Below are 15,944 nucleotides of genomic sequence, written 5' to 3' on the forward strand. Positions count from 1 at the left end.
GGGATGATCATGAGCCGCGCAACGAGGGTTCTCACCGCTGTCGCCTGTCTGGCCCTGACGGCCACGCTGGCGGGCTGTGCCAACAAGGGCACCGCGGTCCCGGGCGAAATGGACGTCCGCACGCTGGATACCGGCACCTATCCGGTGAATCGGTTCACCTACGACCGCAATTCGAACGGGCACGGCCCGACGCTCGAGGGTATGCACATGGCCGATGCCGTGGTCCCGACGGTGAAGGTGGATCCGAGTCTGAAGGTCGGCCGCGGCGGCATCGTGCTGACCTCGGTCAAGGATGTGGTGAGCGTCAGCCACCTGTCCTCGTCCGCGACGCCGGTGCTGCAGAATCGCGGCTTCATCGCCGGATTCGCCGCGAGCGGTTCGGATCTGCCCGATCCGGCGGGCTCGGACAATCCGGACCCGGCCAGCACCACGGTGACCGTCCGGGTGCTGCGCTTCCCCTCCGTCGACAATGCCAAGCTGGCGGCCAAGGAGCTCGAGGACGCCGATTTCAATGTGGCACTGGACCAGAACAAGAAGCTGACGCTGCCGGACTATCCGGATGCCTTCTCGCACTGGCGGCCGACCTCGCCCACCATCGGGGTGACCATGCCGCGCAAGGAGTTCGTGATCTCGATCTTCGCCTCGCGCCCGCGGATCGATCAGGCCGATCTGCTGTCGTGGGCGAAGAAGGCCCTCGATGCCGAGGTCCCCGTGGTCGATGCCTTCCAGGGCACGCCCGCCGGCCAGATCGATCAGCTACCCGTCGACCCGGATCGTCTGCTGGCTCGAATCCTGGTGTCCGACCGCGACAATCACACACCCGATCCCGATAATTTCGCCGTGTACGGCCCCAATCAGCTGGTCACGCCCGCCGGTGACGAGGCCCTGCGCCAGCGGCTGGTCGATGACACCGGTATGGATGCCATGGCGCTGACCGAGGACGGCTACCTGTTCCGCACCCGGGACGCCAGGGGCAGTTCGGATCTGGTGAGCGGACTGATCAGCAGTCTGGGCGAGACCAGCCTCAGCCCGTCGGCGCCGGACAAGGTGCCGGATACCAAATGCGTGCAGCACACGTCGGACACCAGCACCTCCTACCGCTGCTATGTGGTCTACAAGCGGTATGTCGGCGTCGTCAGCTCCGACAATCAGGCCGATGTGCTGAAGAAGGGCACCGCGCAGTACGTGCTGCTGGTCAACAGCCTCTGACGCGTGCAGCGAACGAGCCTCTAACGCGTGAAGCGGATGGTGTCCGCGTCGAGGGCCTGCCAGGCGGCGGGCCGGTGGGCGCCGTGCCCGCCGCGCCCGGTCGCCTCGGCGTGGTCGTTCTCGGCGCACCGCACGCATTCGGAATCGCCTGCGGGCCCCGGGGTGTCGTGCCAGGGGCGGCCATGCCCGTTGCGCGGCAGGCCGTTCGCGCCGTGCGCGCCGGTGCGGCTGTCGTCCCGGAAGCGGTAGTCGCGAAATCCGAATGGCTGCAACAGCGCTCGCAGGAAGGCCGGGCCGTCGTCCGGCAGCACCGTGCGCTCCTCGCCGAGAATGTCCACGCCCTGGTGGTACCAGACCCGCGCGACCAGCCCTTCGACCGGATCGACCGCCCGGAAGCTGGCGTGACCGTCTGCGGTGAGCCGGAATTCGGCAATGCGGCGCCACTGCCGCGACTCACGCAGGTACAAACCCACCACGGCCGGAGGTCGCTGACCCATGGAAAACCTCACTCATCGAACTTTTCCCTGGAGTATCCGCATCCGGCCCGCCGTAACCCTCTAGGAGGGCGCCGGGGCTGTGGTGACGCAGGAAAATGGTGCGCACGAAACCGGCGTGGACGGCACCACATTCGGGTGATCGTCGAAGCGCGCACCGCCGACCAGCAGCAACACCAGCAGTGCCGCGAAGACCACCAGTCCGAAGAAGATCATTGCGGGCCATAGCCATCCGGACGGCAGATGCGTACCGAGTACCAGTGAATCGAACATCCCCCACCTCCTCTAAATCGGTCCCCCTACTCGTCTACCACCGGCGCTGCGGCTGAATCCACCCCCAACCCCTGCCCCAGCACTGCCCTCGACGGGGCGGAATACCACAGCGCACGGTTCCAGCATCCCGATGGATACCACGGAATCAATTGCAGCACAGTATGATCGGCCGCGCGAATCGTGAGGCGACAACCGATCTCGCAAGGCCGGGATAACTCACCGGGTACGGGCTGACCGACCCAGGTCGTGACCGCCGGTCCGCGACGCCACTTGCCGAGCACCCAGGTGCTCGGCAAAAGGTCCGAGGAGGCGGGTCGGCCTAGCGCAGGTCGCGGCGGCGGAATCCGATCAGCCCCACGGTGATCAAGGCGGCGGCGACAAGCAGCAGGATGATGAGCGGGGTGGCGGAGAAGGCTCCGCCGGGCACCTTCGGCGCGTGCTCGAACGGGTCGATATCCCGGAACCATTGCGGCGCACCGGAGATCGAACCGAGCAGGAATACGGCGATGGCGGCCGACAGCACACCCCAGGCAACCGGTGTCCAGCGCGGCAGCAGGCCGAACAGCGCGACGGTGACACCGGTGAAAACCCAGACCGCGGGCAACTGCACGGCCGCGGCCGCCATGACATCACCCAGCTTGCCGCCGATATCCCCGGCCGCACGCCCGTACATCAGTCCCGCGAGCACACCGGCGAACAGCAGCGCCGCCGCCGGACCGAGCAGTGCGAACACCAGATGTGAGGCGACCCAGCGGATTCGCGATACCGAACCGGTGAGCACGGTCTCCGCCCGATCGGCGGACTCCTCACTGCTCAATCGCAGCGCGGCCGAAATCGAGTAGGCGGCCGCGATCACCGCGAGCATGGTGAAGGCATAGGTGATGAGCGAATTCTCCAGTGACGCAGAGCCGCCCATGCGGGTGATCATGTCGCGGATCGACTGACTCGAGCCCAGTTCGTCGCCGATACCGTGCACCACACTGCCGATCAGCAACCCGTACAGGCCGAGCCCGACCGTCCAGGCGATGAGCGTGCCGCGCTGCAACCGCCACGCCAGCCCGAACGGACCGCTCAGCCCCGGCGCGGCGACCGCCGCGCCCGGACGTTCGGCAATGAGCCCGGCGCCGATATCGCGATTGCGCAGCAGTGTGAACGCGACCGCGGTCAGCACCAGCACGGCGGCCACGTGAATCAGCAGCACCCCGAAGTGATTGCCCGCGTACGGCCGCACCTGCAGCGACCATCCCATCGGCGAGAGCCAGCTCAGCGGACTGGTGGGCCCGGCCCCCGAGCGCACATCCCCCACGGCGCGCAGGGTGTAGGTGGCGCCCAGCACCGCGAAGGCGATACCGCGCGCCAGGCGCGCACTGCTGCTCAATTGCGCGGTCACCGCGGCCACGGAGGCGAACACCGCGCCGGATCCGGCCAGCGCCAGCCCGAAGGCCAGCGACCCCTCGTGCGGCACCGGCTCGTTGTAGAGACTGAGGAAGGCCAGCAGCCCCACCGCCAGCGAGGCGCCGTAGGCGAGCAGCAGCGCCGCCGTCAGTTCCGCGAACCGTCCCATCCGGGTGGCGGCCACCAGTTCGCCGCGTCCGGTCTCCTCCTCGGCCCTGGTGTGCCGGATGACGGTGAGGATGGTGGCGATGGCGATGATCAGGTAGAACATCCCCGCCTTCCAGATCCCCGCCGCGCCGAGGCTGCTGTTGTACACCGGCCCGTACATGGCCAGCTGGGCCGGGCTCGCGAGGATGGAGGCCGTGAACGAGGCCAGATCGGCCGGGGTCTTGTACACCTTGTCGATGCTGCCGATGTACACACTGCCGACCGGCAGGCCCAGCAGCACCACCCACAGCGGCAGCACCACGCGATCGCGGCGCAGGAACAGCCGCAGCAGCTGCCCGGTGCCGGTGAAATCCGCTGCGCGTACCGGTGATTCGAAGCTCCGGGGAGCGGCGATGGCGGTCATTTCGCGACCTTCTCCGACGCACGTGCGGTCCGCGCCGACTCGCGTGCGGCGTCCGCCGAATCCGCGGCGGCCTCGCCGTCGAGCGAATAGTGGCGCAGGAAAAGCTCTTCCAGCGTCGGCGGCTGGCTGATCAGACTGCGCACGCCGACATCGCCGAGCACCTTGATGAGGTCACCGAGATGCGCGCTGTCCACCTGGCAGTGCAGCGTATGGTCCTCGATGCTGATATCGCTGACGCCCGGGATGCGGCTCAGATCGCCTGGGTCCCCGATCATTTCGGCGCTGATGGAGGTCCGGCTCAGATGCCGCATCTCGGCCAGCGTCCCGGTCTCGACCGTCTTCCCGGCCCGGATGATCGTGACCCGCTGACACAGCTTCTCCACCTCCGAGAGAATGTGACTGGACAGCAGCACCGTGGTGCCGCGGGCCGAGGCCTCGGTGATGCATTCGCCGAAGGCCTGCTCCATCAGCGGATCCAGGCCGGAGGTCGGCTCGTCGAGCAGCAGCAGCCGCGCATTGGACGAGAACGCCGAGACCAGTGCGACCTTCTGCCGATTGCCCTTCGAGTAGGTGCGGGCCTTCTTGCGCGGGTCGAGTTCGAAGCGTTCGATGAGCTCCGCGCGCCGCGCCTGGTCGATACCGCCGCGCATGCGCGCCAGCATATCGATGGTCTCACCGCCCGACAGCGACGGCCACAGCGTGACATCGCCTGGGACATAAGCGATATCGCTGTGCAGAGCGACCGCATCGTGCCACGGATCGCGTCCGAGCACCACGGCCTCCCCGGAGGTGCGCGAGAGAATGCCGAGCAGGATTCGGATGGCAGTGGATTTGCCCGCGCCGTTGGGCCCCAGGAAGCCGTGCACCTCACCTTCGGCGACCTCGAGGTCGAGGCCGTCGAGGGCGTGCACCTGCCCGAAGTGCTTGTGCAGGCCTCGGACCGAAATGGCCGAGCTGGCCGGAACGTTCATCGAATCTCCTTGTAGGAAAACGATTTCTGAGGAACAGGGATTACTGCTGAGTCGATTTCCGGGTCGATTGCTGCGCAGTCATGGCATCGAAGATCGCCGAGTCGGCGAGCAGCCCGTGCGTGTAGAGCTCGACCGCGGGCAGCGTCATGACATCGGCGTACTCGCGCAAGGCTTTCCGAAAGTCCATCGGACCCTCGTTCCGTGCGCCGTACAGCTGCAGGAACATCATCATTCCGCCGCTGTTGGTGGTGGCGATATATCTGGCGGTGGCCTTCAAATCCCTTGGGGCCTTGAGTGTTCCGGCAGCAACACCGGCAGCGAGATACTGCTCGACATCGCCGACCATCTGCTCGAAGAAGGTCAGCATCAAGCTGCCGCCGGCCTGGAAGCTGCGCAGTACGTAGGCCATATACGGCGCGAAGCTCTCCACCTCCGCCACCGCCTGGATCCAGCTGTTGGGCGACGGATGCTCCATCGATTCCAGCTTGGCGGTCCGCACCACCTCCCGCACCTGCTCGTCGCAGGCTTCGCGGAGCCCCTCCTTGGAGCCGAAGTGATGGTTCACCAGCCCGGGTGACACCCCCGCTGCCGCGGCGATGGCCCGCACCCCCACCCCGAATCCCTGCTCCCCGAACACGATGATCGCGGCATCGCGAATCCGTGCCCGGGTGGTCAGATCCTCCTTGGCTGAACGCATGTTCAATACATTAAACACTCGTTCAACCACTTGGCAAGACCCCACGCGACACCGAATCCGTAAAGAATGCAGCGACGCCGCACCGCTACCGAATTACCTGGTCAGTAGCGCTTTCCAGTGCTCCCCGCAGGGACTTTCCGCATGCGGAAATCTGGGCGTCACCACAATATTGCGATGCGGATAATCCCCGCGAAAACTACCCGCGAGAGGCGCGGTACCTACCCCCGCGACGCACAGAGCAGCCCGTCGCCCACCGGAATCAGCACACTGGTGAGCAGCGGATTCTCCGCGATCGCCCGGGTCGCCGCCCGCACCGCCTGCGTCTGCGGATCACGCTGCGCCGGATCCGGCACCCGCCCGCCGAGCAGCGCATTGTGCAGCAGAATCGCCCCGCCCTCGCGCAGCAGGCGCACGGCCTGATCCACATACTGCGGATGCTCGAGCGGCGCGGCATCGATGAACACCAGGTCGTAGGCCCCATCCGCCAAGCGCGGCAACACATCCAGGGCCCGGCCGTTGATGAGCCGGGTGCGGGCGGGCGTGATCTCGGCGGAACGGAAGGCCTCCCGGGCCGCGCGCTGATGTTCGGGTTCGGAGTCGATGGTGGTCAGGGTGCCGTCCTCGCGCATGCCGTCCAACAGCCACAGTCCGCTCACGCCGGCCCCGGTGCCGACCTCCACCACCGCCCGCGCACCCAGCAGCTGGGAGTACATGCTCAGCAGTGCGCCGACCGAGGGCGGCACGGGCGCAGCGCCCAATTCGAGGGCGCGTTCGCGCGCCGCGACGAGGATCTCGTCCTCGGCGACGGATTCCTCCACGTAGGCGAGGTTGCGCTGCAGGTTCGTCGCGGGAGTGAGGCTCACGGATATGAGGCTAACGGCGCGGAGCCGCTATCGCGTGGCGGTGATCGACCGGTGTGGCGATTTTTCTCAGGTGTCCCTCAGCGTCCACATACGGCGAGCACATCAGGACCGGCGAGAGTATGGGCTACGTCAGGCCAGCGACCGTCGGCTCGGCGACCGGGAACACACGACCCACCAGGTCGGTTGTACCCGGCAGTCGGAACCGATGGTCCCGAGTAGGAGGTAATCCCATCCACATGGTCGACACGGCGCGTGAACCCGTCATCCTGCCCGCGCAGGACCTGCTGCTGACCAGCGAAACCCCGCTGGACGGCGATCTCAACGCGGAAGCCCTGTCCGGAACCGCTGTCTTCGATGCCACCGGTGACCGCACCATGATGCCGACCTGGGACGAGCTGGTCCGGGAGCACGCCGACCGCGTGTACCGCCTGGCCTACCGCCTCTCCGGTGATCAGCAGGACGCCGAGGATCTCACCCAGGAAACCTTCATCCGGGTGTTCCGCTCACTGCAGAACTATCAGCCGGGCACCTTCGAGGGCTGGCTGCATCGCATCACCACCAACCTTTTCCTGGATATGGTGCGCCGTCGCAACCGTATTCGCATGGAGGCGCTGCCCGAGGACTACGACCGGGTGCCGTCCGAGGGCCCGGGCCCCGAACAGCTCTACCACGACGCGAACCTGGACCCGGAGCTGCAGGCCGCACTGGATTCGCTGGCGCCGGAGTTCCGCGCCGCGGTCGTGCTCTGTGACATCGAGGGTCTGTCGTACGAGGAGATCGGCGCCACGCTCGGGGTCAAACTGGGCACCGTGCGCAGCCGCATCCACCGAGGACGTCAGGCACTCAAAGAGCACCTTGCGCATAATGGTGTGGAGCGGCGTTTCGCCGCCACCGAGAACGTCGGCTGAAGGTGCGGGCTCAGCGCCCGCTCACCGACATTCCCGATGTAGCCGAGGTGGCCTGGAAGGGTGTGCAGCTTATGAGTGGCGAGGACAGAACGCCGCGTCGACCACCTCGTTTCGCCCCCACCGAGCATCTGGCCAGTGAGGCCATCGCCGCGTATGTGGACGGTGAATTGCGGATGAACGCGTATCTGCGTGCCGCTCACCATCTTTCCGTTTGCCGTGAATGCGCGGCCGAAGTAGACGCACAGCAGCAGGCGCGCATTGCGCTGCGCCAGTCGTCGGATCAGATTTCCGCGCCTATGCGCCTGCACGATTCGCTGAGTCGTATCCCGCTGTCGGAACTCCCCACTGCGGAAAACACGCTGAATGCCGATCGCAGCACGTTCGCCCGTGGCGCGAACTTCGTCGGGCTGCGCGAAGATTCGTTCGACAGCAAACGGTGGACTTCTTGGTGGCGCAAGTAGAGTTCATCGCGTGACCACCGAATCGAAGAACACGGGCCCGATTCCGGGTGAGGGGCCCGCGGCGAACAACCTGCCGCAGTCTGCGCAGGCTTCGGATTCGGCGGCTGATCGGGGGAACCTGAGGCCGTCGGACGCACCGGTCCTGGGGCCGCGACCGGTGTATCGGCCGCATGTGGACAAACACACCGCGCGTGCCTTCCGCCGCCCGGACGGGCAGCGCAGTTCGTTCGCCCCGCGCACCGCCGCAGCCGCCACCGCCGCCGCATCGGACGGCCCGCAGGTGCAGAACCGGCCGCCGGACGCCGTGCTGGCCGAGGCGTTCGGACGCCCCGCCGGTTCCGATGAACTGCTGCAGCGTGATCCGGAGGCGAAGGCCGAGAGCGCGCCCGCCGCCGGTCCCGCCGATCCGTGGCGTGATCCCGAATCTCCCGCCCGGCTGGGTGCGCCCGCCGTGGCCACCGCGCAGCCGGCCGCACTCACCCAGGGCACGCAGCTGACCGCCCGGGAGGTGCTTTTCGGTGGCCGGGTGGCCCCGAAGGCGCTCATCATTCTTTCCGCCGTCGCACTGGTGATCGGGCTGGCGGGTGGCCTGGTGGGGCGGCTCACCGCCGAATCCACCTCATCGCTGACCTCCCGCAAGGTGGCGCTGCAGTCCGCCGATTCCACCAATCTGCCGCACGGCCAGATCGCGAAGGTGGTCGATGCCGTCATGCCCGCGGTGGTGACCGTGCGCGCGTGGGTCGGCGATACCGGGTCCACGGGTTCGGGCGTGGTGATCGACGGCGCGGGTTACATCGTCACCAATAATCACGTGGTCTCGCTGGCCGCCACCGACAAGACCGGCAAAGCCCAACTGCAGGTGGTCTTCTCGGACGGCACCCGGGTGCCGACCACGATCGTCGGCCGCGATATCAAGTCCGATCTGGCGGTGCTGAAGGTCGATGTGAAGAACCTGGCGGTGCTGCAGCTCGGCAATTCCAATGATGTGAAGGTCGGCGACGATGTCATTGCCATCGGTTCGCCGCTCGGCCTGGAGAAGACCGTCACCTCCGGTATCGTCTCCGCGCTGCACCGGCCGGTGAAGGTCGGCGGCGAGGGCACCGATACCGATGCCACGCTCGATGCCGTGCAGACCGATGCCGCCATCAACCACGGCAATTCCGGTGGCGCACTGGTGGATATGCAGGGCAAGCTGATCGGCATCAACTCGGCCATCAAGTCCGAGAGCGGCGGGTCGGTCGGCCTGGGCTTCGCGATTCCGGTGGATCAGGTGAAGCGGATTTCGCAGGCGCTGATCCGGGACGGCTCGGTGCATCATCCGCGCCTCGGCGTGAGCGCCAAGACCAAGATCGTCGCCAATGATGTGATGAGCGGCGCGGCGGTGGCCGATGTGCAGGCCGGTAGCCCGGCGGCCAAGGCGGGCATTGTGGAGGGCGACGTCATCGTCAAGGTCGGCGACCGCGATGTCTCCGGTCCCGACGAGCTGACGGTTGCCGTGCAGTCCAATCAGATCGGGCAGACGGTGACGGTTCGCCTGATCCGCGACGGCCGCGAGGTCGACGTCCCGGTCACCCTGGAATCGGACTAGGTAGTCTGAGGTCGTGTTCAGCAGTTTTGGCTTTGGCGAGTTGCTGATTCTGCTCGTCGCCGCACTCGTGATCCTCGGTCCGGAGCGCCTGCCCGGCGCGCTGCGCTGGGCGATGAACGCGCTCAAAACGGCCCGCGATTACGCGACCGGCGCGACGCAGCAACTCAAGGATGAGCTGGGTCCGGAATTCGAGGAGATTCGCAAGCCGCTGGAGCAGTTGAACGAACTGCGCAGTATGAATCCGCGCTCGATGGTCACCAAACATCTTCTCAATGGCGATGATTCACTGCTGAACGATCTCACCGATCTGACGAAGGGCAATTTCGACAAGCCCGTCACGCCTGCGAGCAGCAGTTTCGAGAACTACTCCATGCCGAAACCGCAGAAGCCGCTGGAGCGCAACGAACGTCCGCCGGTCGATCCCGACGCCACTTGATCTTCGGTTCGTCAAGCGGACTAGACACCTGCGGCTGTTCAGGTATCTAGACTGCGCTCATGTCGGCCGACGAGGTGGCACGGGTGTTCGCGATCGAAGATAAGGTCGAGCGCCTAAAAGCCGCCACCGAAGGCGTGGCGGCGGCGCAGCAGGCCATCAATGAGCTGACTCGCATCCGCCGCGCTGTGATTCGTGAACTTCATGCCGAGGGCTGGACGTTCGCCAGAATCGGTGCGGCGGCCGGACTTTCCCGGGCGCGCATCCATCAGGTCAGTACGCAGGGCCCGGTGCCGGAGGGATTGTTCTTCGGGCACGGACCGCTCACCATTCTCACGCCGGACGTGCGCAGCACCACCCGCACGCTGGCGCTGGTGGGCGCTCCCGATGCCGCGGCGCCGCACCGCCTGGTGGAACTGCTGCGCGAACTCGGCTTCACCGCGAATGTGCAGCGCTTCCTGCCGGGCCGGCCGCTCGATCTGGACCGGGACGGGCTGATCGTGCTCGGCGGGCCCGAATTGTCGCCCAGCCTGCGCTATCTCGTGGCCGCCGATCCCCGGCTGCGCCGCACGGTGGCGCGCGCGGGCCGGGTCCGGCGCGGTATCGAGGACCGGGCCGCACGGCGCGTCTACCGGCCCGGCGGCACCGAGCCGTACGACATCGCCTATCTGGCCAGACTCCCGCGCCCGGACGGCAAGGGCACTGTGCTGGTCATCGACGGTCTGCACCCGCCGGCGTCACTGGGCGCAATCCGTTTGCTGGCAACACGTTTGGCCACCCTGCACGAGCGCGCGGCCACCCACCCCTTCTCGGCGGTGGTGGGTGTCCGCTACGACCGCAATACCGGCGAACCGATCGAAGCGGATCTGCTCACCCCGATCTACCGCCACGACCGGTAGATCGTTCAGGCCGGTAGATCGTTCAGGCCGCGGCCCATTCGGGTCGCAGCGTATTCATCGGCGGCCGATCTGCCAAGGAAACTTCCGTCGACTGCGCGGTGAATTCGCCTCCGACGAGCGGGAACTGGGTCAGCGCCGCACCGGAGTCGGCGACGCCGACCCGGCCCAGCACGGTGCCGAGGATCTGCCGGCTCATGACGCCGAGTTCCGACAGCGGCCGGTTGCGATGCTGGCGCACACCGAGATTCACCTGGCCGATGGCGGACATCCCCAGCATGTCGTGGGTGTCCAGCAGCAGCCCGATCTCCACGCCGTAACCGGGCGCGAAGGGTACGGCGGTGAGCAGTTCCCGCGTGCCCGCGTATTCGCCGCCCAAGGGCTGCAGCACATTCGAGAGCTGCGGGCGCAGGGCGGCCAGCAGCGGTCGGGCCACCAGTTCGGTGACGCGGCCGCCGCCGTTGTCGTCGATGGTGGCGCCCTGCCGCAGCGGACGGCGGTAGTACGCCTTCACCAGGTGCATACCGTCCACGGTGAGCAGCGGGCCCAGCAGTTTCGGTACGAACATCGGATCCGGGTCGATCAGATCCGAGTCGACGAAGGCCACCAGATCACCGGTGGTGACGGCGAGTGAGCGCCAGAGCACCTCACCTTTGCCGGGGACCGGTTCGAGTTCGGGCACGGCCTGCTCCCGGGTCACCACCCGCGCGCCTGCGGCCTGTGCGCGTTCGGCGGTGGCGTCGGTGGACCCGGAGTCCAGGACGACGAGTTCGTCGACGAGCGTGCCGAGCAGGGGCCGAATGCTGGCCACCACGGCGGCGACGGTCTCCTCCTCGTTGAGCGCCGGCAGCACCACGGAGACGGTGCGGTCGCCCTTGGCGGCCACGAGTTCCTCGACCGTCCACTGCGGACGGTCCCAGCTGTTGGTTTTCACCCAGTTCTTGTTCATGCCAAACCTCGCAACGTGCGGGCGGGTGGGCGTAAGCCCTGAATCGCGGCGATCATGTCCACAACACGTCGGGTGGCTGCCACTTCGTGTACCCGGAAAACTCGAGCACCCGCGGCGGCCGACCATGCAGTCGCTGCCAATGTGCCCTCCAATCGCTCGGATAGCTCGACACCAAGAGTCTCTCCGATGAAATCCTTATTACTCAGCGCCATCAAGACAGGCCATCCGGTATTCACAAGAACGTCCACAGACCGCAACAATTCAAGCCCGTGATACGTGTTTTTGCCGAAATCATGCGTGGGATCTATAAGTATCGAATCTTTTGCCACTCCGGCGGCCGCCGCACTCTCGGCCGCCGCCACCACGGTTTCGGTGACCTCGGCCACCACATCGGCGTAACGCACCCGATGCGGGCGGGTTCGCGGTATCGCGCCGCCGGTATGACTGCACACGATTCCCGCGTGCAGTTCCGCCGCCACCCCGACCAGGTCGGGATCGGCCCCGGCCCAGGTGTCGTTGATCAGATCGGCGCCGACGCCGACGGCAGCCCGCGCGACATCGGCTCGCCAGGTGTCCACACTGATCAACAGGTCCGGAAACCGCGCCCGGATCGCCGCGACGAACGGGACCACCCGCCGGGCTTCCTCGGCGGCATCCACATCGCTACCGGGTCCGGCCTTGACGCCGCCGATATCGACAAGATCGGCGCCCTCGGACACGGCGCGGGCGACCGCGGCCATGGCGGCCTCGTCACTGAAGGTCGCGCCCTTGTCATAGAACGAGTCCGGCGTCCGGTTCACGATCGCCATCACGAGCGCCCGATCCGTCGCCACCGGCTTCCCGCACAATGTCGGCAACGGCGCACACATGCGCTCCAATGTACCGACCCCTGTCCCGCCCCTGCTGGGCAGCCGACCGGAACCAGCCGCTGAACGGGGCGCTCGCCCCGGCCGGTCGGATCAGGCGCGCGGCGCCTTCGCCGCGGCTACCTCGGCGGGATATTCGGGGTAGAAGGGGACGTAGCCGTCGGTTCGCCCGGCCAGGGCGTAGAGGGTGCTGCTGTCATCGGTGGTGAAGCCCTGATTGCGGAGCTCCACCTTCCGGCTCTTGTAGGTCGAGGTCTGCTCGAGCGCGGTGACCACCCGAATGAACAGGGGGACAGCGTAAGTGGGCAGCCGGTCGTAGAGCACCTTGGCGGCGGCCCTGCCGTCGAACTCGGCGCCGGCCGCGAGGGTCACGGCGGCCATGCCCGCTTTCCCGTCGGTGCCGGGGATCTCGACGCCGTAGACCACCGCCTCGTCGATGGCGTCCACACCACCGAACGCACCCTCGACCTCGGTGGTTGCCACGTTTTCGCCCTTCCAGCGGAAGGTGTCGCCGAGGCGGTCGACGAAGGCGATATGACCCCAGCGCTGATCGCGGACCAGATCACCGGTGTCGAACCAGCAGTCACCGGCGGTGAAGCCGTCCCGGACCAGCTTGGATTCGGTTGCGGCACTGTCGGTATAGCCGTCGAAGGGGGAACTGTTGGTGACCTTGGCGAGCAGCAGGCCGACACCGCCCGGGTGGACGCGGCGGAGTTTGCCGTCGGATCCGCGCTTGGCCCTGCCGGTGCCGTCGTCGTACTCGACGATGGCGAACGGCAGCGGGGTGAATCCGGCGGTCTTGTCGAGGCTGAACGCATTGATGAAGGCGATGTTTCCCTCACTCGCGCCGTAGAACTCGACAATGCGCTTGATGCCGAAGCGATTACGGAATTCGTCCCAGAGTTCCGGGCGCAGGCCGTTGCCGACGGCCAGGCGCACCTTGTGCATGCGGTCGGTGCGCTTGGGCGGCTGATTGATCAGGTAGCGGCAGAGTTCGCCGATGTAGATGAAGGCGGTGGCCTGGGTGGCGATGGCCTCCTCCCAGAAGCGGGAGGCCGAGAACTTGCGCCCCAGTGCGAGTGTCGCGCCGCCGGCGATGACCGAGGACAGCGCCACCGTGAGCGCGTTGTTGTGATAGAGCGGCAGGCAGCAGTAGAGGGTGTCGCTGCCGTTGAGCCGGACGCCGAGGCCGCCGATGCCCGCCATGCTCTTGGTCCAGCGCAGATGCGTCATGACGCTGGCCTTGGGCAGTCCGGTGGTACCGGAGGTGAAGATCAGATAGGCGCGTTCCCGGGCCGTGATCTGTTCGCACACAGGCGGATTCATGGCGTCCGCGGTGCGGGCGGCGGCCTCCAGATCCTTCGACCACAGCAGGCTCGGGCGCAGTTCGGTGAGCGTGTCGAGGGCTTCGGCGCACTCCTCCCCCACCACGTCGAGCACCGAGTTCAGCAGTCCGAAACTGTGCTGCAGCACGGACTCTCGCTGATTGTGGTTCAGCAGTCCGGCGGTCGCACCGAGTTTCACCACGGCCAGCACCGTGAACAGCGCCTCGGGCCGGTTGGCCAGCAGGATGCCGACCACATCGCCGCGCTTCACCCCGCGTTCGGCCAGCACGTGCGCGTACCGGTTCACCTCGGAATTGGCTTCGCCCCAGCGGTATTCGCGGCCCTCGAAGCGCAGGAAGGGCCGGTCCGGATGTTTGGCGGCCGCGCGCTGGAAGAACAGTCCGATCGATGCCTTCGAATCGGATTTCACCAGCATGTGCACGGCATTGCGCAGCATCCCTGGTCCCTGCACTGCCATACCGGGCAGGCTGCGGACCAAATCCATCAGGCCGACCGTCGATTGGGCGTCGGTATTCACTTCGCTGGGCTCCTCACCGGGTTGTGCTGCTGACCACACCCTGACGGAAGTACCCCGGGTTGTCGAGCAAAACCCACTGGACCGGTCGGTTCTGCGGGTCAGTCCTCCGGCGCGAGCGCCTCGAACGCCTCGGCGAAATCGGCGGTCACGATCACGCGGTCGAGGGCGGCCCGTCCGGCGAATCCGCGCTCGGCCACCTCCTCCAGCCAGTCGAACAGGCCGCGATAGTGGCCGTCGGGATCCAGGACCACCACCGGTTTGTCGTGCATGCCCAGGTAGGCCCCGGTCCAGGTCTCGAAGAGCTCCTCGAGCGTGCCGAGCCCGCCGGGCAGGGTGAGGAAGGCGTCGGCGCGGTCGTCCATGACCTGTTTCCGCTCGCGCATGGAATCGGTGACGATCAGCTCGTCGGAGTCCACATCCGCCATTTCGCGGTGCACCAGCTTCTTCGGGATGACGCCGACGGTTTTCGCGCCCGCCTCCCGCGCCGCCGTCGCGACCGCGCCCATCATGGACACGTGTCCGCCGCCGGAGACCAATTGCCAACCGCGACGGCCGATTTCGGCGCCCACGCGGCGGGACAACTCCAGCACCGCCGGATCGTCGACGCTGGCCGAGCAGTACACGCACACCGAATACGGCCGGCTCACCACTGATCTCCCGTTCCGGCGGCGGCGTCCATCTGGGCGCGGGTGTCGGCGGCCTGCTGCACCAGGGCGATGACCTCGTCCACACTGTCGGTGACGTGGATCAGGTTCATATCGCCGGGCGCGATCTTGGCGGAGCCGAGCAGTGAATCGCGCAGCCAATCCACCAGTCCCGCCCAGTATTTGGTGCCGAACAGGATGATCGGGAACTGGTTGATCTTGTGCGTCTGCACCAGGGTGAGCGCCTCGAACAGCTCGTCCAGGGTGCCGAAACCGCCCGGCAGGCAGACGAAGGCCTGCGCGTACTTCACGAACATGGTCTTGCGCGCGAAGAAGTACCGGAAATTGATGCCGAGATCGACCCATTCGTTGAGGTGCTGCTCGAACGGCAGCTCGATGCCGAGCCCGATCGAGTACCCGCCGGCCTCGGAGGCGCCGCGATTGGCGGCCTCCATGGCGCCCGGCCCGCCGCCGGTGATGACCGCGAACCCGGCGCGCGCGAGCGCACCGCCGATGGCCATGCCCGCCTGGTACTCCGGTGATTCCGGGGCCGTGCGCGCCGATCCGAACACCGCGACCGCGCGCGGCACCTCCGCCAAAGCCCCGAAGCCCTCGACGAATTCGGCCTGGATGCGCAGCACCCGCCACGGATCGGTATGCACCCAATCCGCAGGTCCCCGCTCATCGAGCAGATGCTGATCGGTCGTCCCGATCCCGACCTTCCGGTCCCGCCGCAGCATTATCGGACCGCGATACTGCGGCGTCCTGGCACTCGGCTCACCCTCAGCAGACATGCAGCCACCTTAGCTGTGTTTGATTTGCCCTCCGCTTCGCTCCGGGCGGGGTCGTGGCCCTGTTACCCG

Annotated in this window: 17 protein-coding genes; 6 read left to right on the forward strand and 11 right to left on the reverse strand. The window is 67.0% G+C overall.

Features of this window, described 5'->3' with window-relative positions; genetic code table 11:
- Nucleotides 1–9 precede the first annotated feature (9 nt).
- On the forward strand, nt 10–1,209 hold the full coding sequence (locus ABZX86_RS02245; RefSeq protein WP_355119149.1) for a hypothetical protein: 1,200 nt from the start codon (nt 10–12) through the stop codon (nt 1,207–1,209).
- Nucleotides 1,210–1,229: 20 nt separating this feature from the next.
- Here ABZX86_RS02245 and ABZX86_RS02250 read toward each other — a convergent pair whose 3' ends face one another.
- From ABZX86_RS02250 to ABZX86_RS02275, 6 genes are all read right to left on the reverse strand, one after another.
- On the reverse strand, nt 1,230–1,706 hold the full coding sequence (locus ABZX86_RS02250; RefSeq protein WP_355119150.1) for a hypothetical protein: 477 nt from the start codon (nt 1,704–1,706) through the stop codon (nt 1,230–1,232).
- A 60-nt stretch (nt 1,707–1,766) separates the two neighbouring features.
- Nucleotides 1,767–1,976, reverse strand: coding sequence for a hypothetical protein (locus ABZX86_RS02255; protein ID WP_355119151.1), 210 nt, complete (start codon nt 1,974–1,976; stop codon nt 1,767–1,769).
- A gap of 319 nt (nt 1,977–2,295) precedes the next feature.
- A complete protein-coding gene (locus tag ABZX86_RS02260; RefSeq protein WP_355119153.1) occupies nt 2,296–3,942 on the reverse strand; it encodes an ABC transporter permease in 1,647 nt (548 codons plus the stop codon).
- Nucleotides 3,939–4,913: an ABC transporter ATP-binding protein gene (locus tag ABZX86_RS02265; protein ID WP_355119155.1), complete on the reverse strand. Its 975-nt coding sequence runs from the start codon at nt 4,911–4,913 to the stop codon at nt 3,939–3,941. Before ABZX86_RS02265 ends, ABZX86_RS02260 begins: the two co-directional genes overlap by 4 nt.
- A 40-nt stretch (nt 4,914–4,953) precedes the next feature.
- On the reverse strand, nt 4,954–5,610 hold the full coding sequence (locus ABZX86_RS02270) for a TetR family transcriptional regulator (RefSeq protein WP_355119157.1): 657 nt from the start codon (nt 5,608–5,610) through the stop codon (nt 4,954–4,956).
- A 218-nt stretch (nt 5,611–5,828) separates the two neighbouring features.
- Nucleotides 5,829–6,473 (reverse strand): O-methyltransferase, encoded by a 645-nt coding sequence (locus tag ABZX86_RS02275; protein ID WP_355119159.1) that lies wholly within the window; start codon nt 6,471–6,473, stop codon nt 5,829–5,831.
- 236 nt (nt 6,474–6,709) lie between these two features.
- Between ABZX86_RS02275 and sigE the strand changes: the two genes are divergently transcribed.
- The 5 genes from sigE (at nt 6,710) to ABZX86_RS02300 (ending at nt 10,762) form a co-directional block, all read left to right on the forward strand.
- Nucleotides 6,710–7,381 carry an RNA polymerase sigma factor SigE gene (sigE, locus tag ABZX86_RS02280; protein ID WP_355119161.1) on the forward strand — a complete coding sequence of 224 codons (672 nt, stop codon included), beginning with the start codon at nt 6,710–6,712 and terminating at the stop codon, nt 7,379–7,381.
- A gap of 71 nt (nt 7,382–7,452) precedes the next feature.
- Nucleotides 7,453–7,842 carry a hypothetical protein gene (locus ABZX86_RS02285; RefSeq protein ID WP_355119163.1) on the forward strand — a complete coding sequence of 130 codons (390 nt, stop codon included), beginning with the start codon at nt 7,453–7,455 and terminating at the stop codon, nt 7,840–7,842.
- Between the two features lie 70 nt (nt 7,843–7,912).
- On the forward strand, nt 7,913–9,430 hold the full coding sequence (locus ABZX86_RS02290; protein ID WP_355119817.1) for a trypsin-like peptidase domain-containing protein: 1,518 nt from the start codon (nt 7,913–7,915) through the stop codon (nt 9,428–9,430).
- 13 nt (nt 9,431–9,443) lie between these two features.
- The gene (tatB, locus tag ABZX86_RS02295) at nt 9,444–9,866 is read left to right on the forward strand and encodes a Sec-independent protein translocase protein TatB (protein WP_355119165.1); all 423 of its coding nucleotides are present in this window, start codon (nt 9,444–9,446) and stop codon (nt 9,864–9,866) included.
- Between the two features lie 59 nt (nt 9,867–9,925).
- The gene (locus ABZX86_RS02300; RefSeq protein ID WP_327141946.1) at nt 9,926–10,762 is read left to right on the forward strand and encodes a hypothetical protein; all 837 of its coding nucleotides are present in this window, start codon (nt 9,926–9,928) and stop codon (nt 10,760–10,762) included.
- A 22-nt stretch (nt 10,763–10,784) separates the two neighbouring features.
- On the opposite strand, the gene ABZX86_RS02305 is transcribed toward ABZX86_RS02300, so the two are convergent.
- The 5 genes from ABZX86_RS02305 to ABZX86_RS02325 form a co-directional block, all read right to left on the reverse strand.
- Nucleotides 10,785–11,708 carry a glucosyl-3-phosphoglycerate synthase gene (locus ABZX86_RS02305; RefSeq protein ID WP_355119167.1) on the reverse strand — a complete coding sequence of 308 codons (924 nt, stop codon included), beginning with the start codon at nt 11,706–11,708 and terminating at the stop codon, nt 10,785–10,787.
- Entirely contained in the window at nt 11,705–12,577 is an 873-nt protein-coding gene (gene folP, locus ABZX86_RS02310; protein ID WP_355119168.1) for a dihydropteroate synthase, read from the reverse strand. Before folP ends, ABZX86_RS02305 begins: the two co-directional genes overlap by 4 nt.
- Before the next feature lie 90 nt (nt 12,578–12,667).
- Entirely contained in the window at nt 12,668–14,437 is a 1,770-nt protein-coding gene (locus ABZX86_RS02315; RefSeq protein ID WP_355119170.1) for a long-chain-acyl-CoA synthetase, read from the reverse strand.
- Nucleotides 14,438–14,535: 98 nt separating this feature from the next.
- A complete protein-coding gene (locus ABZX86_RS02320; protein ID WP_355119172.1) occupies nt 14,536–15,087 on the reverse strand; it encodes a TIGR00730 family Rossman fold protein in 552 nt (183 codons plus the stop codon).
- Nucleotides 15,081–15,875, reverse strand: a complete 795-nt coding sequence (locus ABZX86_RS02325; protein ID WP_355119174.1) for a TIGR00730 family Rossman fold protein — start codon at nt 15,873–15,875, stop codon at nt 15,081–15,083. The genes ABZX86_RS02320 and ABZX86_RS02325 overlap by 7 nt, the downstream gene beginning before the upstream one ends.
- Nucleotides 15,876–15,944: the final 69 nt, after the last annotated feature.

The sequence above is a fragment of the Nocardia sp. NPDC006630 genome (assembly GCF_040611495.1).
Taxonomy (GTDB): domain Bacteria; phylum Actinomycetota; class Actinomycetes; order Mycobacteriales; family Mycobacteriaceae; genus Nocardia.

Coding starts and splice junctions, on each gene's coding strand:
- folP (WP_355119168.1), bottom strand. CDS start 12,577: ATGTGTGCGCCGTTGCCGACATTGTGCGGGAAGCCGGTGGCGACGGAT.
- ABZX86_RS02285 (WP_355119163.1), top strand. CDS start 7,453: ATGAGTGGCGAGGACAGAACGCCGCGTCGACCACCTCGTTTCGCCCCC.
- sigE (WP_355119161.1), top strand. CDS start 6,710: ATGGTCGACACGGCGCGTGAACCCGTCATCCTGCCCGCGCAGGACCTG.
- ABZX86_RS02250 (WP_355119150.1), bottom strand. CDS start 1,706: ATGGGTCAGCGACCTCCGGCCGTGGTGGGTTTGTACCTGCGTGAGTCG.
- ABZX86_RS02270 (WP_355119157.1), bottom strand. CDS start 5,610: ATGCGTTCAGCCAAGGAGGATCTGACCACCCGGGCACGGATTCGCGAT.
- ABZX86_RS02255 (WP_355119151.1), bottom strand. CDS start 1,976: ATGTTCGATTCACTGGTACTCGGTACGCATCTGCCGTCCGGATGGCTA.
- ABZX86_RS02325 (WP_355119174.1), bottom strand. CDS start 15,875: ATGTCTGCTGAGGGTGAGCCGAGTGCCAGGACGCCGCAGTATCGCGGT.
- ABZX86_RS02300 (WP_327141946.1), top strand. CDS start 9,926: ATGTCGGCCGACGAGGTGGCACGGGTGTTCGCGATCGAAGATAAGGTC.
- ABZX86_RS02265 (WP_355119155.1), bottom strand. CDS start 4,913: ATGAACGTTCCGGCCAGCTCGGCCATTTCGGTCCGAGGCCTGCACAAG.
- ABZX86_RS02305 (WP_355119167.1), bottom strand. CDS start 11,708: ATGAACAAGAACTGGGTGAAAACCAACAGCTGGGACCGTCCGCAGTGG.
- ABZX86_RS02260 (WP_355119153.1), bottom strand. CDS start 3,942: ATGACCGCCATCGCCGCTCCCCGGAGCTTCGAATCACCGGTACGCGCA.
- ABZX86_RS02245 (WP_355119149.1), top strand. CDS start 10: ATGAGCCGCGCAACGAGGGTTCTCACCGCTGTCGCCTGTCTGGCCCTG.